This window comes from Secundilactobacillus silagincola, assembly GCF_002583405.1.
Lineage (GTDB): Bacteria > Bacillota > Bacilli > Lactobacillales > Lactobacillaceae > Secundilactobacillus > Secundilactobacillus silagincola.
This window is the reverse complement of the sequence record NZ_BCMJ01000003.1, coordinates 358,724-381,262: the sequence shown is the minus strand read 5'-3', so window position 1 is coordinate 381,262 and position 22,539 is coordinate 358,724. Positions and strand designations below refer to the sequence as shown.

General features: G+C 45.8%; 8 protein-coding genes. 5 read left to right on the top strand and 3 right to left on the bottom strand.

The genetic code is table 11. The annotated features are described in order from the left end of the window. Positions 1–64: 64 nt before the first annotated feature. The 3 genes from CES82_RS05605 to CES82_RS05595 all read left to right on the top strand — a co-directional run bounded on the left by CES82_RS05605 (position 65) and on the right by CES82_RS05595 (position 16,625). On the top strand, positions 65–14,965 hold the full coding sequence (locus CES82_RS05605; RefSeq protein WP_143466286.1) for a KxYKxGKxW signal peptide domain-containing protein: 14,901 nt from the start codon (positions 65–67) through the stop codon (positions 14,963–14,965). 157 nt (positions 14,966–15,122) lie between these two features. Beyond that, a complete protein-coding gene (locus tag CES82_RS05600; RefSeq protein WP_098824329.1) occupies positions 15,123–16,088 on the top strand; it encodes a glycosyltransferase family A protein in 966 nt (321 codons plus the stop codon). A gap of 60 nt (positions 16,089–16,148) precedes the next feature. Then, positions 16,149–16,625 (top strand): AP2 domain-containing protein, encoded by a 477-nt coding sequence (locus CES82_RS05595; protein WP_098824328.1) that lies wholly within the window; start codon positions 16,149–16,151, stop codon positions 16,623–16,625. 605 nt (positions 16,626–17,230) lie between these two features. Here CES82_RS05595 and CES82_RS05590 read toward each other — a convergent pair. The 3 genes from CES82_RS05590 to CES82_RS05580 form a co-directional block, all read right to left on the bottom strand. Then, positions 17,231–17,422, bottom strand: coding sequence for a hypothetical protein (locus CES82_RS05590; protein ID WP_098824327.1), 192 nt, complete (start codon positions 17,420–17,422; stop codon positions 17,231–17,233). A 221-nt stretch (positions 17,423–17,643) separates the two neighbouring features. After that, entirely contained in the window at positions 17,644–18,744 is a 1,101-nt protein-coding gene (locus CES82_RS05585) for an iron-containing alcohol dehydrogenase family protein (RefSeq protein ID WP_098824326.1), read from the bottom strand. Between the two features lie 180 nt (positions 18,745–18,924). Then, complete coding sequence (locus CES82_RS05580) at positions 18,925–19,173, bottom strand: hypothetical protein (RefSeq protein ID WP_098824325.1); 249 nt, start codon at positions 19,171–19,173, stop codon at positions 18,925–18,927. Positions 19,174–19,439: 266 nt separating this feature from the next. Here CES82_RS05580 and dnaG point away from each other — a divergent pair, with 266 nt between their 5' ends. Further along, a complete protein-coding gene (gene dnaG, locus CES82_RS05575) occupies positions 19,440–21,287 on the top strand; it encodes a DNA primase (RefSeq protein WP_225364847.1) in 1,848 nt (615 codons plus the stop codon). Positions 21,288–21,298: 11 nt separating this feature from the next. Further along, a complete protein-coding gene (rpoD, locus tag CES82_RS05570) occupies positions 21,299–22,438 on the top strand; it encodes an RNA polymerase sigma factor RpoD (RefSeq protein ID WP_098824323.1) in 1,140 nt (379 codons plus the stop codon). Positions 22,439–22,539 lie beyond the last annotated feature (101 nt).

The following is a 22,539-nucleotide window of genomic DNA, read 5'->3' as shown; positions in this document are numbered from 1 at the left end:
TTTTATACTTTTTGGGGTGTACCCTAAACGGTACACCGTAAAATTTACGAGGGGGGAAATTTCATTGGAAAAGTATAAGTTCAATCGGAACAAGCTCCAACGTGATACTGCCGAGCGAAAAGTACGTTATAAGCTCTATAAGGCGGGAACACGTTGGCTAGTTGCTGGAATGGCAACGCTGACATTTGGTATCTCGGCGTTTGCTTTACCGCAAGAAGTTAAAGCGGATACAACAGCAACCGATGGTAGTGACAGCAATGTCGCTACCATCGATCAATCAGTGACCGCGCCTAAGCAGGTCACGTTACACAATACAAGTACTGCGACCAGTACTCCAGCTACAACCCAGACTCAACAGGGGACAGCCGTAAAGAGTACTTCAGCTGACAGTACCGCTCAAGCAACAACGACTCAAGGTACTGCAACTCCTACTACTGATAGTAAGGCTGCAGCACAGACAGCGACTAAGGCAGCTACCGCAGATAGTTCAAAGACTGCTGCATCAACAGCGACAGATACTAAGACCGCTGCCCCAACCGCTGCTAAGGCTGCTGCAACGGATACTAAGGCCGCTGCTCCAACAACCGAGACGGATGCAGCACAGGCACCTACTACTGATAGTACCAAGACTGTTGACGCAAACGCACAGCAATCCGCAACGGATACTAAGACTGATGCTTCAGCCAAGAGTGCTGATGCTGATATTCAAAAGACAGATTTAGGCAGCGCTGATCTTGCACAAGTTGATGCCGCAAAGAAAGCCGCAGCTGCTGAATTTGCCAAGACTGGCAAAGCCCAGGTGATTACGGCTTCAGATCCAACCAATCCAGACGGAACGGATACTACTGCAACAGGCACTAATCCTGCTACTACGGATACTACTAGCACTATTCCCGCTACTATTTTCCCTGATGGAACATCTGTTGGGGATCAAATTGGGTTAACACCTAAAGAAGGAACTGCAACGTATGACGCAGCGTCCAATACGGTTGATGTGGAACTTGCAGACGGGTATTCACTTACTCAAGATCAGGTAAACAAACTTAAAGCCTATGCGGACTGGACCGACGATGACAGTTCAAATCCAGATACTCTTAAAAATGATAAAAATATTGTCGGTAATAACAGTACCGTTACTTTAAATTATGACACTAGTGCCGGCGGCAACATTAGTAGCATTATTACTGCGCAGTGGACAAACCCATTGATTTTTCAAAACTCCCTTTCGACTGCCGACGGTGGAATGCAGATGATGATATCAAGAGCTGCGCAAACCAACTCTTCTGATGGCTCATCTTTGACTATGTTTCCAAATGCGGAAGTATGGGTATACAATCAACGACATGTTGACGCAACGTGGGCAGTCGCAATGGTACCATCAACTGATATAGATTCTGGAACGGGCAGTGATTATAGTCAGCATATTCTGCTAAGCGGTAAAACCTCTGATTACGTGTCCAAGGATTCTGGAAGTGTAACATCTCAGCCAGGTTATTACCATATGACTGATTCTGAACGTGATAAGTTGTACAGTATTCTGTCCTATGCAAAGGCAAATAACCAAACCGTTTATTTCTCTGGTGTCGATCCAACAACACATGAAACGACTCAGTTCTGGATACCAGTAGACGCTGATAATAAACTCAACTCAATCGTGAATGTATCTATTGTAGATCAAGCCGGTCACTTATTGGCAAATAAGAAAGTGGATGCTTCCCTGACAGTTACACCTGACACCCCTGGCGGAGCAATCACAAAAGCAGTTACGCCTTTTACGATTGATAATAGTGATGCTAAGACTTGGCTATCGAATCTTGAAAGTGGGCAGTCCGTCACTTCCGACATACCTGGTTCAGACGGTAAACCGGTATCTACGACAAAGAACACAAAAGGGACTAAGTATACCTATACCGGGGTCTCTGTTGGTGCGCCAAGTGGTGCTAATGAATATGTCGTTGATACTCCACTAGATATTAATAGCCTTTATCCGAATAGTGATGTCGTTGCCGACTCAGATGGTAAAGTCACAGGTCATTTGGACTACGATGCTGCTTCCAAACTTCCTATGCTGGATGTAACTTACACGGTTAATGATCCAACATTGAATGCTGGTGAAGTCAGTTATGTTGATGTGACTAAAGCATTTGATGGTGGTAAGACATCAGGATTTGCCCCGAGTGATATTACAAAGGATTCAACGGGTAAAACTACGAATGTATTAACAACCGATCCAGTGCCAATTGGTACAAAAGTTGGCGATCCAATCTCCTATACAAATGAAGATACTGTTTTAAAGGATTATCCTAACTATGTTGTTGTTCAACAAGATCTGCCAAGTGGTAACTTTACACAGGATCAGCTTGATAATCACAATGTAGATGGGTATGTTTACCTGGTTAAGAAGACAGCATTTGATACTACTGATCCTAGCGATGCAAAGCACCAGTCAACACGGACATTTACGTTTACAGGTGACGGGTCTGATCTGCTTAATCAAACAAAGAATACGCTTACACAAACCCTTTACTGGGTAAAGCAAACAACAAATACGGTTGCGACAGATGGCAGTGGTAAGGTTACACCAAGCAACACGTGGTTAGCATTTGACAGCGCAGCTAACGCTAAGACCTATATGGATGATATGACTGATACCAACCCAGATAACGATGCTGATGCTGCGAAACTACTTGCCGATGGTTACGGTGATTCAGGTACATTTGCTATTCCAGAAAACCACCAGGCAACTGCTACTGACGCTGCTGGTCAAGGTGTTGTTTTAAGTGCTTCAAAAGCCACTGACACACCAGTTAATGCTAGTGTCGCTGCTAGTGCGGTTACTGTTGACGGCAGCGTTGACGTTAAGGACCTCGCAGGTAAAGCAAATCAAACAGTAACCATCACGTTGAGTGTGACTAAGTCAGCCGGTGCTGAAATTCATTATATCGATGTTTCCAACAGCAAGAAAACTTCAGACTTTGTGCCTAACGATGGTAATCAGGTTGCTACAGTACCGTTAGACGGCAAAACTGACGATCTAATTACAACTGATGGTGCCAAGCTATATGATTACGCTAAAGACGGTTATGTCGCGGTACAAAAAGCTGATTTTACTGGTAAAAAATATGACGCTACGACACCTGCAGAATTCTACACTTATCTGCGTAAGACTAACACCACGTATACTCCAGACAATCCTGGCGATACGGATCAAACCAGTCGCAACGCGCTGACTAAGGTAGTCACTGAATACGTCACATACGGCGATCCAGTTGGCGATGGTACTAAGGAAGAACTGAAGGATTACGATCTTTATCGTACCGTAACGGTTTCTTATACAGATGGTAAGCCAGAAGCAACGATTACTTACAGTCCATGGACGACGAACGTTAATGGTGCTGCAAAGGTTGGTACTGACGGTAACGTTTCTGATAGGACTGATACGATCAACGTCGCAAAGCTCACCACGAATGAACTGCAAAAGCAGCCCGGCTACACGGAATCATTTGCTAACACCGCAACTGGTGCTACGCTGACGGATGATCAGAAGGCAGCTAACGTTGATGTTCCGCTGAAGATTGCTAAAGATGCGGATAACTCGCCGATTGAGATTGATCGTGCGGTTACGTATGCACCAGAAAAAGAAACCGCTACCGTGCATTATGTTTACCAGCAAGTGGGTGGAACTGAAGTCCTACCATCTGTAACGATTTCTGGCGATGCCGGTGATAATTACACTAGTCAGCTCACCATTCCAGCTACAACACCTGGTAAGGCAGTTGATGGTACGACGAAGCTTGACGATGCCAATGGTACATTAGATACCAGCACGTTGTACTACTACGCAACTGCTGATCCTAATGGTGGTTTGTACGATACGATGCCTGATAAATCTGGTTCAGATACTCAGTACAGTACGGATGGTCAAGATATTTGGATCATCTACACTGCTAAACCAGGTCTGAATGCGGGCAACACAGTCGATGGTACACCAGTCACAGTTAAACGGACGATTCACTATGTGAAGGATGAAGTGCAATCAGATGGTACTACTAAGAGCGTTACGGTTGCTCCTGATGCTGTTCAAACTTTGACGTTGACACCAAAGGTTATTAAGGATGATCAAGACAATGTTCTGAAGACTGTATCATATGCTGTTACGGGTTCTTCCGAAGATGGCAAAGGGACTGCTGATACTGATGTTAAGAAGATCTTTACATCACTTGCATCACCTACAGTTGCTGGCTACACACCTGATAACGCAATGGTCGATGACCAAAACGTACCTTTGGATGTTGAAGGCAACCCTCAAGATTTGGAGACTACGGTAACGTATGCGCCAAGTGCCGGTGATATTCAATCATTGACGGTTCCTGGTACAGATGCTAATACCGGTGCCACGACCAACACGATTTACTTCTACAAGGGTCCTAAGGTTACTGATACTAACAAGGATGGAAAAGTTGATAACACAGACATTCCGGATGGCGATACGATTAGCAGTGTTGTCGTTACGAACGGTGTTGATGGCAGTGCCGGGAATATGACTGCTGAAACTGATCCAAATGATCCTAATAAGATTGATTTCTACTATGTTGGTAAAGATAATAGTAAAACTCCAGCTGGTAGTGTTGATATTCCAAAGAATGGTAATACGATTACCGCTGAACGCTCTGCAACTACCGATAAGCCAGGAGTTAGTGGTATTAAGGTTACTATTTTAGATAGCAATAACAAAGCTGTTGGTGATCCTATCTATGTATATGACGCATCAGCAACTCCAGTTCATTCTGTTACAGTTGACGATGCTGCCAAGGGTACGCACACCACTTACTTCTACACGGGTGATGTACCGACGACTCACAAGGACGGGACACCAGTCAATGATGATAAGCCACTTACTGATGCTGATATTCCAGACGGTGCAGAAATCGGGAAGATCACTGCAAACGATGGTTCTACACCGGATATTAAAGTTGATCCTAATGGTACTGACAATAAAGATGGTACCACAACGTATAAGGTTACGATTGATGGCACCAAAGATGGCGGTTCAATCACAGTTAAGAATGGCAAAGATGCTCCACAAATCTTTTCATTTAATGTGGATACACCAGCCACTACTGATACACCAGCAAGTCACACGACTTACTTCTATACTGGTACCAAGATTCCAGATCCTGCTCAAGGTACTCAGTTGACACAAGCTGATATTGAAAAGAACCAAGATACAGAAGTTGGTCACGTTACAGTTGATGATCCACTGGTAGGTACGCAAGATAATCATGATGGTACCTTTACGCTCACGGTTAACGGTCAACCTAGTGGTAGTGCGGTCAAAATGCCAGCAGGTAAGACACCAGTATTTGAAGCTGGTAAACATGTTGATAAGGATAATCCTGATAATAAGACCGGTAATGGTTATACACCAATCTTCATCTACGCTGATGGAAACAAGGATAATGGTGCTGCCGGCAATAAGACGGAAGTTGATATTCCAGATGCACCAGCTGGTAACATGCCAAAACTGGATCTGAAAGACGATGGTGGCGGTCAATTTGAACTTACAGTGAACGGAGCAGGTACTGGTACGAAGATCACCATGCCAACAAAATCACCAACCATTCACTCAGTTACTGTCGATGATACTAAGACTGGTACGCACACCACTTACTTCTACACGGGTGATGTACCAACAAAGCATGCAGATGGGTCAGATGTTACTGCTGATTCTCCAGCAACTTATGAGGATGTTCAAAATGCTAAGAACCCAATCATTGGGGATGTGGAGACTAAAGATGGTGCAGCAGGTCAAACACCAAAGGTTGAAACCATTACGAATCCTAATGATCCTACCAAGAAGGTTTACAGCTTCTATCTGACTGGACCTAATGGTGAGCATAATTCAATCGGTACGGTTGAAGAACCTACACCAGAAGCCATCCATTCATTTACAGTTACGACACCGGGAGATGCTACTAAGGGTACTCCAGCTCAACACACCACTTACTTCTACACTGGTGATGAACTTACACCTGCAAAGGGTGAAACTGCGCTGACTGCAACGGATATTCCAGCGGGAGCTAAAGTGGGTGAAGTCACTGTTTCTGATGGGGTTTCACCACAAATTGAAACTATTCAGGATCCTAATAATCCTAATGACCCTACCAAGAAAGTATACAGTTTCTACGTTACTGGGCCTAATGGCGATCATCAATCAGTTGGGACGATCCCGATTCCTAAGGATGGTATTACACCAACGATTACAACGGCTCCTAAGATGTCCAAGGATGGTAAGACAGTTATTGGTACGACCGTCAGTGTTGACACTCACACGGTTGACAAGGATGGTAAAGAAATCACCAAAGACTTCGTTGTCTTGAACGCACCAACTATTACGCAGACGGATATTAAAGATGATCCAAGTGATGCCAATAAGGTTACTGGCGAAAAGATTACCATTACCAGTTATGCTGAAGATGGTACACCAACGTCGAAAGACTTCACTATTAAGAATGGTACGGATGGTAGCAGCAACACCAACGGCGACCCTTCTATCAAAGAAGAGGGCGGCAATTTAATCCTTTATATTCCTGCTGGTAAAGATGCTGATGGCAACGATGTTCCTGAACACGACCTTGGTACAGTTCCAATGCCAGGTGCCGGTGACACGATTACCGCAGACCGGGTTAAGGAGACTGATGTTCAAGGTGTCGGTGGCGTTAAAATCACCGTTACCCACGCTACGGGCGACCCAACCATCACTTACCTGTACGATGGTGAAAATGGTAAGGATGGTAAAACGCCAAGTGTTAAGCCTGGAACAGAGGATGGTAAGCCAGTATTGACCTTCTTTATTCCAGCTGACGGCGACACACCTGAACAAGACTTAGGTAACATTCCTGCACCAAAGGACGGCGACACGATCACCACAAGTTCAGTTGATGGCGATGCTGATCATCCTAATGGTGGAACACTGATTACTATTAAACATGGTGACGGTTCTGCCGATACTACCCAAACGATTTGGAATGGTAAAGATGGTGCTACACCAACCGTTGATGCTGGTAAAGATAACGGTGATGGCACGACCACGTACCAGTTAACTGTTGATGGCAAACCAACTGGTTCATTTACCGTTAAGAATGGTAAAGATGGTACTAATGGACAGACACCTCGAGTGAAGTACGGTCAGGATATTAATGGCAACAAGACGTTAGTTTACTTTGTTCCAGGTCCAAAGGGCGATGGTACTGATGATAAGGTTATTAGCGAGATTCCAGCACCTAAGGATGGTGACACAATCACAGCAACACCAGTTGATGCCGATGCTGACCATCCAAACGGTGGTACATTATTGACCATCAAACATGGTGATGGTACTCCTGATACTACCCAAACGATTTGGAATGGTAAAGATGGTGCTACACCAGTCGTTGATCCAAAGGGTGTTGATAACGGCGACGGTACAACCACCTACAACATGACTGTTAATGGTCAACCAGCTGGTTCATTCACTGTTAAGAATGGTGTTGATGGCAAGAACGGCACGCCTCTTTCAGTTAAGTCTGGTACGGATAAGGACGGGAAACCAGCTTTGGTCTTCTACGTTCCAGGTCCAAAGGGCGATGGTACTGATGATACTGATGTCAGCACATTGCCAGTTCCAAATACTGGTGACACGATTACCAGCGAACGGGTAACGAAAACTGATGAGCCAGGTGTAAGCGGTGTTAAAGTTACGGTTACCCATGCGAATGGCGATCCGGATACCATTTCCTACATCTATGACGGTGCTACACCAACTGTTACATCTTCACAAGACGGTAAGAGTTACACAATCTCATTTGGTGGCAAAGACGTTGCAACTATCACTAATGGTAAAGATGGTGTTACTCCAGTCGTTACCGTAACGCCTAACAAAGATGGTGATAAGACTATTAGCAACACGCTGACCATCTCGACTCCAGGTTCAGATCAACCAGCTCAAACTGTTACGATTACTAATGGTGCCGATGGTAAGCCTGGTTCAGTTATCACCACTAAACCAATCATTGATCCTGATACTAAGAAACAAACTGGTGTCACTCTGGTCATCGATGGTAAAGATTCTGGTACTGTTATGAATGGTGATCGAGGACCACAAGGTGAAGCTGGTAAGACTCCAACAATCACACCAACGACTGATAAAGATGGTAACCCAACTGGATTCATCATTACTGGTGACGATGGCAAGCCGGTTACTGTTACAAACGGTAAAGACGGTGCTACGCCAAACTTTGTTAAGACTGACAACGGCTACGATATTATGCTGAATAATACCAAGGTCGGTGAAGTCAACAACGGTAAAGATGGTGCCACTCCGATGGTTACTACCAAGCCAGCATATGGCAAAGACAAAGACATCAACGGCGACCCAATAAGAATCGGAACCACACTGGTTATCAACGGTATGGATGAAGATACTATTTTGAACGGTACCGATGGTATTTCACCAGTCTTCACACCTGTTAAGGATGATAAGGGCAACGTTACTGGCTACAACATTACTCTCGGTGACAAGACTGTTGGAACTGTCACTAATGGTAAAGACGGATCCACACCTCAGTTCACCGAAGTTAAAGATGGTGACAAGGTTACCGGCTACACCATTACGATTGGTGACAAGACTGTTGGCACTGTCACCAATGGTAAAGATGGTTCAGTTGTAACCACTAAGCCATTAATGAGTGCTGATGGTAAGAGTCAAGTCGGCCTTACGCTTGTTATCGATGGCAAAGACTCTGGTACTATCCTGAATGGTGCCAAGGGTGATACAGGTGCCCAAGGTCCTCAGGGTGATTCACCAGTCATTACAGCAGATGTCGACGGTAGCGGTAAACCAACTGGTACTTACACCATTAAGATCGGTGATAAGACTGTCGGTCAGTTAAAGGATGGTTCAACACCTCAATTCAACCCAGTCAAGGACACTGACGGTAACGTCACTGGCTACGACATTCTGGTTGATAACAACAAGGTTGGTTCCATCACCAATGGTAAAGACGGTGCTACACCAGTCATTACCCAAACGCCGACAACGGATGCTGACGGCAAGGTTACTGGCACAACTATTACCATCACCACACCAGGTTCTAAGGACGTGCAAACCATCAACGTTACTAATGGTAAAGACGGCTCAACGCCTGTACTGACGCCTGAAAAGGACGATGCTGGTAACGTTACTGGCTACTCAATTACCATCAACGGTACGCCAGCCGGTGAACTCAAGAATGGTACAGATGGTTCTACTGTCACGACTAAGCCAGCTCTTGACGCTAACGGCAAGCAAATCGGTGTCACCCTTGTAATTGATGGTAAAGATGGCGATACCATCTTGAATGGTAAAGATGGTGCTTCACCAGTATTGACACCAGTAACTGATAAAGATGGCAACGTAACTAGCTACACCATCACAATTGATGGTAAGCCAGCTGGTTCGCTCAACAATCCTAAAGATGGTTCAACACCTATCTTTAATGAAACTAAAGACGATCAAGGAAATGTAACCGGATACGATATCGTTGTTGATGGTAAGACGGTCGGCAGCATCAAGAATGGTGTTGATGGCAAGACACCAGTCATTACCACTACACCTGAATTGGCTACTGACGGTAAGACGGTTATTGGTACTACGATCACCATCACTACGCCAGGTTCCGATGATAAACAAGTTGTTGAAGTAGCTAATGGTAAAGATGGTCAAACACCAACGGTTAAGGAAGTTACTAACCCAGATGGTACCAAGTCACTGGTATTCTATGTCAAGGGTCCTAAGGGCGATGGCACTGATGATATCCCTGTAGGTACGATTGACGCACCTAAGGATGGTACTAATGGTCAAACGCCATCGGTTGAACCTATCAAGGATTCAAACACTGATAAGACAATCGGCTACAACTTCTACTACACCAACGATAAGGGTGAAAAAGTCTCAGTTGGTAAAGTGGATGCACCTAAGGATGGAGAAACACCAACCGTTAAACCACACAATGGTACTGATGGTAAACAAGACGGTTACACCTTCACTCTCAACGGTGTTGACTACACTGTTTTGAATGGTGAAAAAGGTGATAAGGGTGATAAGGGTGATCCAGGTTCTTCACCAGTATTGACACCAGTTACTGATAAAGATGGCAATACTAGCTACAACATCACGCTTGACGGCAAGCCAGTTGGTACCATCACTAATGGTAAAAATGGTACAACACCTGAATTTACTGAAATCAAGGATAAAGAGGGTAAGGTCACTGGTTACACCATCACTGAAGATGGCAAGACTGTTGGCACTATCACAAATGGAACCAATGGTAAAGACGGTGTTACACCAGTGATTACCACTACACCTGAATTGGCTACTGACGGTAAGACGGTTATCGGTACTACGATCACCATCACCACACCAGGTTCTACTGATGCACCACAAAAGATCAACATCGAAAATGGTAAAGATGGTCAAACACCAACCGTTAAACCAGTTCTTGATAAAGATGGCAACGCTGTTTCATACCAGTTCTATGTTCCAGGTCCAAAGGGTGACGGCACTGACGATCAGATCGTTGGTACAGTTCCAGCACCTAAGAACGGTGTAGATGGTAAAGACGGTAAGGATGGTCAAACGCCACAAGTTAAACCAGTTAAGGATAACGATGGTAACGTCACATCATACGAATTCTTCATTCCAGGTCCAAAGGGCGACGGCACTGACGACAAGATCGTTGGTACGGTTCCAGCACCTAAGAATGGTAAAGATGGCGAAACCCCAACGGTTAAACCACACACTGGTGATGATGGAAAGACTGATGGCTTTACCTACACTCTGAACGGCGTTGATTACACTGTTTTGAATGGTAAAGATGGCGCAGCATTGACCATCAAGAGCCAGATTCCTGATAAAGATGGCAACACAGTCGTTACCTTCAGCGATGGTTCAACCATTACCGTTTACAAAGGTAAAGATGGTACTAATGGTACTAACGGGACTGATGGTAAGGATGCACCAACACCTCAAGTTAGAGCTGTCAAGGGTGAAGACGGAACGAATTCATACGAGTTCTATGTTGTTAACCCAGACGGTTCTACTAAGACGATTGGTACGGTTACTGCACCTAAGGATGGTATCAACGGGACTAATGGTAAGGACGGACAGACACCACAGGTTAAGGAAGTTACTAATCCTGATGGTACGAAGTCATTCGAGTTCTACATCACCAACCCTGATGGTTCAACCACTGATATGGGTAACGTTCCCGCACCTAAAGATGGTGAAACACCTAAGGTAACACCACATACTGATGCTGGTGGTAACGTTGATGGTTACACATTTACCATCGATGGTCACGATTACCTTGTTAAGAACGGTAAAGATTTGACCGTTAAAGGTTACACCACTGATAAGGATGGCAACACTGTTGTTACCTTCAGTGATGGCTCAACTGTCACTGTTGATAAAGGTGCTAAGGGTGATAAAGGCGACAAAGGTGATCAAGGCGAAGCAGGTGAGACTCCTCAAGTTAAAGCTGTTGTCGGCCAAGATGGCAAGACCTCATACGTCTTCTACACCACTGATCAAAACGGCAAAGAAACTGACCTTGGTACTGTTGACGCACCTAAAGATGGTAAAGACGCTCAAACTCCTTCAGTTAAGGAAGTCACTAATGAAGATGGCTCGAAGTCATACGAGTTCTACATCACTAACCCAGATGGCTCTGTCAAGACTGTTGGTACGACACCTGCACCTAAAGATGGCGAGACTCCAACGGTTAAACCGCACACTGGTACTGATGGCAAGGTTGACGGTTACACCTTCACCATTGGCGATCACGATTACACCGTGACGAATGGTCAAGACGGTAAAGACATTTCCGTTAAGAGCACGGACACTGATGCTAAGGGCAACATCGTCGTAACCTTCAGTGACGATTCAACGGTCACAATCCCTAAGGGTACTGATGGCAAGGACGCACCAACACCGGAAGTTAAGGCTGTTCCAAACGCGGACGGTACAACGTCATACGAGTTCTACATTACGAACCCAGACGGCTCTACCAAGACGATTGGCACGGTTGCTGCTCCTAAAGATGGTAAGGATGCTCAAACACCTTCAGTCAAGGAAGTCACGAATAATGATGGTTCGAAGTCTTACGAATTCTACATCACTAATCCAGATGGCTCTGTCAAGACTGTTGGTACGGTACCCGCACCTAAGGACGGCGAGACGCCAAAGGTTACTGAAACCAAGGATACTGATGGCAACGTTGACGGCTACATCTTCACCATTGACGGTAAAGATTACACCGTTAAGAATGGTAAAGATGGTAAAGACGGCAAGGATGGTCAGACGCCGCAGGTTAAGACTGTTACGAACCCAGACGGCTCAACTTCATACGAGTTCTACATCACTAACCCTGATGGTTCTACCAAGGATCTTGGTAATGTTCCTGCACCTAAGGATGGTCAAACACCACAGGTTAAGGAAATCACCAACTCTGATGGTTCGAAGTCATACGAGTTCTACATCACCAACCCAGATGGCTCTGAAAAGAACATGGGTACGGTCGATGGACCTAAAGACATTACCGTTACGAGCACAACTAAGGACCCAGATGGCAACACAGTTGTTGAATTCAGCGATGGCAACAAAGTTACGATCGATAAGGGTAAAGATGGCAAAGACGGTCAAACGCCTGAAGTCAAAGCAGTCGTTGGTCAAGATGGCGTCACTCACTACGAGTTCTACGTCACTAACCCAGATGGCTCAACTAAGACTGTCGGCAATGTCACTGCTCCTAAGGACGGTAAAGATGGCGAAACACCTTCTGTTCAACCAGTCAAGGATGCTGACGGCAACACAGTTAGCTACGAATTCTACTACACCAACGACAAGGGTCAAAAAGTCTTGCTTGGTACAGTAGATGCACCTAAGAACGGTACAGACGGCAAGGATGGCGAGACCCCAGCGGTTGCTCCTTACTACGATGCTAACGGCGTTGTTGATGGCTGGACCTTCACGTTAGATGGTCACAACTACATCGTGAAGAACGGTCAAGACGGCAAAGATGGTAAAGACGGTAAGGACATCTCCGTTGAGAGTTATGCTCCTGATGCAGATGGCAACACGGTTATCACCTTCAGTGACGGTTCAAAGGTTACCGTTGATAAAGGCAAAGATGGCAAGGACGGTCAAACGCCTCAAGTCAAAGCTGTCAAGAACGACGACGGAACGACTTCTTACGAATTCTACGTCACCGATGAAAGCGGCAAGGAGACCACTGTTGGTACTGTCAAGGCACCTAAGGATGGTGTCAATGGCAAGACGCCTAATGTTGAACCTGTCAAAGATGCTGACGGCAACACTGTCGCTTACAACTTCTACTACACTAACGATGCTGGTGAAAAGGTATCTGTTGGTACTGTGGATGCGCCTAAGGACGGTGCTACGCCAACTATCAAGCCACACTACGATGCTGACGGCAATGTCGATGGCTGGACACTCGTATTGAACGGGACCAACTACGTCATTAAAGATGGTAAGAATGGTGTTGACGGTAAGGACGGCAAAGATGGTCAGACTCCTCAGATTGATCCTTCAAAGACAATCGTTAATAAAGAAGCCGGCACGACCACTTACTACTTCACTTACCCAGACGGCAGCAACGCTGGTTCAATCGTTGTACCAAACGACGGTGGTACGACTAATGGCAGCGGTACTGGTAAAGAAACTGACAATGGCACTGGTACAAGCACCGGCACTGGTAATGGCAGCGGTGTCAACATCACCAACACCAACAACCAGAACAACGGCAGTGGTACAGGCGCTGGTACTGATAATGGTCAAGGTACGAACAGTTCAACGACTACGAATACTACGACTACTAACAGCACTACGACTGAAAAGACTGTCACCACTAACCTTGATGGTTCAACCACTGAAACTGATAAGACCACGACTACTGGTCCAAATGGTCAGAAAGTTGTCAAGATTGTGACTATCGAAACTACTCCTAACCCGGATGGTTCGACTACGACCAAGACCACGACGACTACTACGGCTTATCCAGCTCCTAGTGGCGACAACGGTGGTAAGACAACTGGTGACAACAACACTGGCTCAACTACTACTCCAACTGGTGGTGGTAACAGCAATGTCAACACTAATACCAATACCAACACCAATCCTGGTGGCAATGGCGGTACCGATACCAATACCAACACCAATCCAGGTGGCAATGGCGGTACCGATACCAACACAACCACTCCAGGTGGCAACGGCGGTACTAATACCAACACAACCACTCCAGGTGGTAACGGCGGTACTAATACCAACACGACCACTCCAGGTGGTAATGGTGGTACAAACACCAACACGACTACCCCAGGTGGTAACGGTGGTACAACTACCAACACAACCAATCCAGGTGGCAATGGTGGTACTACTACTCAAACCACGACTTCTACTATTACTGGTACAGCTGTTCCAGGCGGCAATACTGGTAATGGTAATGGCACAGGCACCTCTACTGGTACTGATGGTGACACTGGTACTTCAACTGGTGTTGATGGTGGCACTGGTGTAACCACGACTCCAGGTGGTGACAACGGTCTGGTTACCGAAGCTGGTGGTGCAACTGCTACTGATACTGAAGGCGGCATGGTTCCAACAAGCGAAGCTGGTAACGGCGGTGCTTCAACGATCCACGAAGCTGTCGCAGGTGGAACTGCTGTTGATGCTACCAATGGTAATGGTGTTACAACTGGTAACGGTAAGGCTGCGGCTCAAGGTACTTTGCCACAGACCAATGAAACATCGACTTCAGCACTTGTAATGCTGGGTGTCGGCATGACTATTATGGAAGCTACCTTAGCTTACGGCATCACTCGTCGTAAGCGTCATGATAGCGACGATAATGATCATGAGTCCCTCTACTAGTCATTTCCAATTTAACCCCCATGACTACTAGCTCGGATTCATAGTGAGAGAGGCTGCATGTCGCAATGTCCCCCGCGATGATGCGGCCTTTCTTATAGGGAAGACGACGATGACGCCGTCTTCTCATACATAGTAAAAATACAAGGAGGAGAAGACTATGGCAAAACGAATCAGTATTATTATTGCGGTCAACGATGCACGGGAAGATGATTTAGCGATTCCGCTATCATCGATCAACAATCAAATGGGGATTGATTTCCGTGACGTTGAGGTGATTTTGGTAGATAACGGCCAGTATCGGTTACGAGATGTTGATCAGTTTAGATTATTCAAAAATATCGATATCCGCTATGAAAATCCTGATAACGTTTTGTCGTGGGAAGAAGCTTTTGAACAAGGCGTGGCGGCTGCCACCGGTGACTTCGTGATGTTCATGGGGCCGGATGGGTTGCTGAACCAGACCAGCGTGATCCAGACGTTTAGTACCATGGCCGACCAGAATCCTGCCGCGGACGTGCTGACTGGGCTTGTGCTGGAACAGGACATGACCCGGACACGAACCACCGAATACAAAGTGGGCCGCGACTTCATGACGGCGCGGGGACGCTGGTTCAAGCGTAGTTTCCTAAACCAGTATCGCGTGCACTGGCAAGTTTCCGGGAAGTACTCGGATGAATTTTACAGCCGACTAGTTAACAGTCTGTCGCGATCGGACATTGAAGTTAACGAGATTGCCTACGCGCAGTTTATGAGCCGTGATATCCGGTCCGAAGTGATGGCACCGATGCCGTCGACGGTTTCCGTTGAGCAGATCACCATGCTGAGTCAGTATTTCGAAACCTTGCGGATGATCGACCCGAAGATCTACAGCGACGAATTCGCCAAAGCTTGCGTGCGGTACTATACTCTAATCAAGCAAGTACCTGATATTGAGCGTTCTCGGGTGGATCAGGCTTTCTGGTTACTGGTACAGCACAACGCTGATATTTGGTCAAACGTTCAGGCGCTGGTGGATCACCTCAAGCTGACGGACCAGAATCCGGACGCTCCTTGGGTTAAAGAACAAGTGCCGTTTGACCAATATATTCAGTCGCTAAGCAAGGTTGCGGCAACGCGCAACTGAGAGTATGTAGGTATCAGATTTTGAGGATGTAAATCTAATCATGAGGGGACATGATGAAGTATGAGCAGACTAATTGACATCACGAATCAAAGGTTTGGTCGCTTATTGGTACTTGGTAGAGCTAAAAGTAAGACAAATAATGGTAACGCCCGCTGGAAGTGCCTTTGCGATTGTGGCAATTACGTGGAAGCAGACGGCTACGCACTGCGACATGGAATCACGCGCAGCTGCGGGTGTTTACGCCGGGAAATATCCAGTAAAGCAGCCAAGTGCAATCCTTCGTTCATCGCGAATCAGGGAAATTCGTTAAAGAACGAAGACGGCATCGGCTACTCCAGCTTATATAAGGGGAAGCGTAACCGCACCGGCGTCATCGGTGTTTCTTATGACAAACAATCGCACTGTTTCGTTGCCCGGCTGATGTTCCATGGCAGATATGTATTGAATCATGCAACTTACGACTTCAATGAAGCAGTGAAGTTGCGAAAAGAAGCTGAAGCGCGGTACTTTAAGCATTCAGTGAAGGAAAAGCAATAGGTGTGATCTTATAGGAATGAGAGAGTCTCAGCGGTGGTGGCTGCTAAGGCTCTTTTTTAGTGCCATCATTAACGCTTGGTGGTATGACCATTGAACGTTCTGAGTTGGTGGGTGATTATCAAATATAATATAATAGGAAGCTTTTAGTTAGAAGTGAAGTACGTTACCGGTGAATTGAATAGTGCTAGTTCTAGTATTGTCGTGAATGATTCGGGTTAGTCGGAGATGCTTGCTATGGATGGGAAAGATGATATAATAGAGTTGTAAAAGCTAAACAACGGAACACCAAGAGCCTTAGCAGTGGTGGCTGCTAAGGCTCTTTTTTTGCGCTAAACAACGGAACCACCTCCCAACCGCTGCGGTGTGGGTTAGGCAACATTTAAAGTTGTATCATGCGAAGTCCCGTTTACCCACAGTTTAAAAGGATTTTGCCAAAGTGGGACGTAGTTAAGGAATGTCCTAAATCGTGGTAATTAATTTAACGGATTTAAATCACCAAACTACAAAAATACCACGCCTCATGATATAATCAAGGCGTGGTAGAAGTAGAACAGTGACTTCACCTAAAGTTACAACAACAATTTAGAAGATCTAAAAAGTCGCCGTTAACTGGCCAAAGTTACTTTGGGCGGCTTTTTAGTGTCTTCAGAAATTTCCGGGTGGCTTTCACCAATCGGGTTGCCCGTTTGACTAGCAGTGTTGCGCAGGTACAAACCCACACAGCTTTCAAGAAAAACAGACCAATCTCTATCAACAGACAAACTTCCAATCCGTTTGGTCCTCGTCATGATTATCATGGCATCACCTCATGATTTTTCGTCTGTCACCGTCCTATATTCTACATTGTAAGAGTGTAAGCATATAGTAACTTAAATTAAACAAATTTACGGCTAAATGATGTAATTAAAGGGGCTAATTTAAAAATAGTCATTTAAGCTGACATAAGTAAAGCAGCACGACAGTTTCCCAACTTAGAAAATTATCGTGCTGCTTTATTTAGAACTCATATTTTAAACATTTATTCTTCAACAAAAGCTGTGATATCTTCGACTGTCAAGATGGCATCCTTAACAACCTCAGCTGTGACCGGTTCCTTAGTTGGAACGAAGTGCATTTGCGTGCTTGGATCCGCCGCGGCAGTGGCGATCTTTTCGATGTCGCTGTCGGAGATGCCACCAAGGTTCAAGTCTTCCAAGTTAGTTGGCAGACCAAGCTCATGGTAGAAAGGAAGCAAGTCTCTGATGTTGTCAGTTTTACCTTCAATAGCCAGTAGAACTAAGATCCCGTAGGCAACTTTAGCGCCGTGTAGATGTGGGGCAGTTGCTGGGAAAATAGTCAAGGCATCGTGAATGGCGTGGGCGCCAGAGGCACGGCCGTAGTCGTCGCCCCAGCCACCAACAGTTCCGGCCATCACGATGATGGTTTCAGCAATCTGACGCCAGCGTGGAGTTAAGCGGCCGGCCTTCATGTCCGCCACGGCACCGATGGAGTTTTTCAGGAGAACATCCTTGCAGTTGTTAGCCATTTGACGAGAAATGGTTAGCGCTACGGTGTACTGATCTTCTGGTAATTGCTGGAAAATCAACTCGGATTCGTAGAACTTAGCCAAGGTATCACCAATACCAGCCACGAAGTACTCGATTGGTGAGTTCAAAATAACCTTGGGGTTCAGTAGCATCAAATTAGCGGTTTCCAAGTAAATATTATGGTTAATGTGTTCGCCGTTTTCCTTGTAATGCACGGAAATGGCTGACCATGGCGAACAGTTGCTTGCTAGCGTTGGAATCAAAACTAGGTAACGGTGAGTACCGGTTGTGACACTCTTAGACGTATCCAAGACTTTCCCACCGCCAAGGCCAATCACCATGTCGACGTTGTTGTCGTCAGCAATCTGACTCACTCGGTCAATTTCTTCAAATGAACATTCACCGCCAAATGGCACGTCAACGACCTTAACGTCGTCGGGCCATGCTGGCAAATACGGTTGAGCTGCAGCTAATGATTTCTCGCCGTGAAGAAATAAGACTGTTCTCACCTTTAACTTGGCCATGAACCCTGGTAATTCGTCATAAGCCTTATTGTCTGATATGTAGCGTTGTGGTCCACTTTGTGAAATCATTATTCTCAGTCCTTTGGTTAGTCCGTCAGTTAGACAGACTTTAGTATGTAGTTTAGCTTCATCTCACTGGGTGACAGCTAATAGTGAATCATTATCGACTTGAGAAAATGAAATGTCAAGGTGTTTTTTAATTATTCTCTAATCTTGATTTGTAAAAGTTCAGCTGAGAACCAAAATAACTCACGACACTTGGGCTTGAATAAAATACTTATTGATCACGAACTGATGGCGCTGATTATAGTGACCATAAACGGCAACCTTAGCGCCTGCACGAGCACGATACAGGAAATCTAGGGCGTGTTGCACCACAAGACAGTGTAATGTTTGCCCGTCAACTGTTATGATGGGAATGTACAACATCGTGGGAACCTGCTTGATCACTTTGTGTTCAGCACCCAGTACGCCTGTTAAATTGATGAATTTGGTCAATCTCAACACCACCTTTTTAAAGTTATCATCATTATACAAACATACGTTCGTGTAATCAAGCAAAAGGTTATTTTTTGATTGACTACATATGAAGGTGTTTTAGTTGCACATATAGCCTTTACTTGATATGATATAACTACGTACGCGGTAGATTGCAAAAAAAGAAAAATTAATAATGAATATGAATCTGTTTTGACAATGTATCCGCATGTTACTTTCGATGTTTTGATAGGTGATTTGGTTGTTAAATGAAGGGGGTTGCGCCGTTGGCGAGAATACCCGAACAGGTAATTGAACAAGTCCGCGATGCAACTGATATCGTGGATTTTATTAGTCAATATGTCCAATTGCAAAAGCAAGGGAAGAATTTCTTTGGGCTGTGTCCGTTTCATGAAGAACGGACACCTTCTTTTTCGGTCACTGAAGACAAGCAAATTTTTCACTGTTTCAGTTGCGGTCGGGGCGGTAACGTCTTTAAGTTTCTGATGGAGCTGGAAAATCTCAGCTTCCAAGAAGCAGTGGTGAAAGTTGCTGAATTTTCGCACGTTTCACTTGACGAGCAGATCGTCAACGCAGCAACCGGTGCCGGTCAGCACGGTGATCCGCAGTCACCGACTAATCAGCTGATCAAGCTGCACCAAGATGCAACAAAACTTTATTCGCATATTTTGATGAACACGGAAATGGGCCAGCCAGCGTTGGATTACTTGCATCAGCGCGGGTTGACTGATCAGACGATTTCGGATTACGGTCTGGGTTATGCCCCCAGCAAACAACTACTGAAGCCGTTCTTTGAAACCCGCAAGATCGATTATCAGACTTTGCGGCATTCCGGTTTGTTCATTGAAAATCAGGATGGTGAACTACGTGATCGGTTTGTGGACCGCATCATGTATCCCATCCGCAACCAGTCAGGCCAGGAGATTGCCTTTTCTGGCCGGATGTTGAAACAAATGCCAGATCAACCCAAGTATTTAAACAGTCCAGAAACCGAATTGTTTAATAAACGGAAGGTACTGTTTAATTTCGATCTGGCGCGGGGAGCCGTGCGCAAGCAGGGTAACCTGATCTTGTTTGAAGGGTTCATGGACGTCATGTCCGCCCATCAATCGGGTGTAGATAATGGTGTGGCCTCCATGGGAACTAGTCTAACGGAAGAGCAGATTTACGCCATTCAGCGGATCACCAAGCAAGTCTACGTTTGCTATGACGGTGATACGCCAGGTCAAAAGGCAACGCAACGGGCGCTATCCATTTTACGTGATAATTCCAGTTTAACGTTAGGCGTCATTCAGATGCCTGAGGGAATGGATCCCGATGAATACCGGCAAAAGTACGGTGAGGCGAAGCTAGCCAGCGCGTTGGAATCCGCTCGCGAAACACCAGTGGCCTTTGAGATGCGGTATTTGAAGACCCAGTACGATGTCGATACGGATACTGGCAGGCTTCAATACTTGAATGATATCTTGGCTATCCTCGCAACAGTGAAGTCGCCAGTTGAGCAAGACGTCTATCTGACCCAGCTGGCCGATAGTTTTCAGCTGGATAAGAGTAGCCTGCGCCAGCAATTAGCCATGGTGAAACCAGCCAAGCAGGCGCCTGAACGGCCAGCACGACCAGCAGTTAATACCGGTCAAAGCCAGCCACAGACGCAACAACAGCAAGTGGTTAAGCGAACGCCGGTGGAAAAAGCTGAACGGGCGTTGCTGTACCGGATGCTCCACGACCACGATGTGTGGCTGCGGGTGACCGGAATACCGCAATTTAATTTTGTTGACGATGATTATCAGCTGGTCTACACCCTGGCACAAGGGTACTTTGAGTCCCACCAGAGTTACGCGCCAGCACAGTTTGTTGATTTTATCCACGATGATCATTTACAAAACCTGGTGATCGATATTGAATCAATGCAGTTAAATGAATCAACTAGCGAGGGCGAGATCGATGATTATATTCAGTTGATCATGAATGTCGCGCCGCTAACCCAAAAAATTGGCGAAACAGAACAGGCATTACAAGAAGCACGGCGGTTGGGCGATAACGACCGCGTTCGTCAACTTGTGATCGAGTATATTAAGCTACAACAACAAAAGCAGTCTCAAAAACAAGCTTAGGGGGCTTTCTAATGGCAAAAGAAACAAAGAAAAGCAGCAAGACGACAAGCAAGGCGTTTGATCAAAAAGGTTACGATAAAGCCGTTAAGGACCTGGTAAAAGACTTCAAGAAAAAGGGTCAAGTCACCTATGATGAACTTTCAGATCGAATTGCCTCACCATTTGGCTTAAGTGCCAAAAAGATGGACGGTTTACTGGAAAAGGTCGAAGATGCTGGTATCAGTGTCGTTGACGAAAACGGTGATCCAGATTCACGTGCCGTTAAAGCTGCCAAGAAAGTCAGTGCTAGTGAATTAAAGGATACTTCTGCACCATCTGGCGTGAAGATCAACGATCCAGTGCGGATGTACTTGAAGGAAATCGGTCGTGTTAAACTGTTAACTGCCGACGAAGAAGTTGCCTTAGCGTTACGGATCGAACAGGGCGACGAAGAAGCCAAACAAGAATTAGCCGAAGCTAACCTGCGTTTGGTGGTTTCCATCGCTAAGCGTTATGTCGGTCGTGGCATGCAGTTCTTGGATCTGATCCAAGAAGGTAACATGGGTCTCATGAAGGCCGTTGAGAAGTTTGATTACCGTAAAGGGTTTAAGTTCTCAACTTACGCCACTTGGTGGATTCGTCAGGCCATCACACGTGCCATCGCTGACCAAGCCCGGACGATTCGGATCCCAGTTCACATGGTTGAAACCATCAACAAGTTGATCCGGATCCAACGTCAATTACTGCAAGACTTAGGTCGTGAACCTACGCCTGAAGAAATTGGTGCTGAAATGGATATGCCAACGGAAAAGGTTCGTGAGATCTTGAAGATCGCGCAAGAACCCGTTTCTCTGGAAACCCCAATCGGTGAAGAGGACGACTCTCACCTGGGTGACTTTATTGAAGATGACGATGCTACCAGTCCAGCTGACCATGCTGCTTACGAACTGTTGAAAGAACAGCTCGAAAGTGTCTTGGATACCCTGACTGACCGGGAAGAAAACGTGCTGCGTCTTCGTTTCGGTTTGGATGATGGTCGGACCCGTACTTTGGAAGAAGTCGGTAAAGTCTTCGGTGTTACCCGTGAACGGATTCGTCAAATCGAAGCCAAAGCCTTACGCAAGCTTCGTCACCCATCACGTTCAAAGCAACTGAAGGATTTCTTGGAGTAAGATGAGTAAAACGATAAGAATTTAAACATTGTTCGTATTAGGCGAAAGTGCCTTGAATCTCAGTCAGTGATGACTTGGATCAAGGCGCTTTCGCTTTTTTT

Coding starts and splice junctions, on each gene's coding strand:
- CES82_RS05600 (WP_098824329.1), top strand. CDS start 15,123: ATGGCAAAACGAATCAGTATTATTATTGCGGTCAACGATGCACGGGAA.
- CES82_RS05595 (WP_098824328.1), top strand. CDS start 16,149: ATGAGCAGACTAATTGACATCACGAATCAAAGGTTTGGTCGCTTATTG.
- CES82_RS05590 (WP_098824327.1), bottom strand. CDS start 17,422: ATGATAATCATGACGAGGACCAAACGGATTGGAAGTTTGTCTGTTGAT.
- CES82_RS05585 (WP_098824326.1), bottom strand. CDS start 18,744: ATGATTTCACAAAGTGGACCACAACGCTACATATCAGACAATAAGGCT.
- rpoD (WP_098824323.1), top strand. CDS start 21,299: ATGGCAAAAGAAACAAAGAAAAGCAGCAAGACGACAAGCAAGGCGTTT.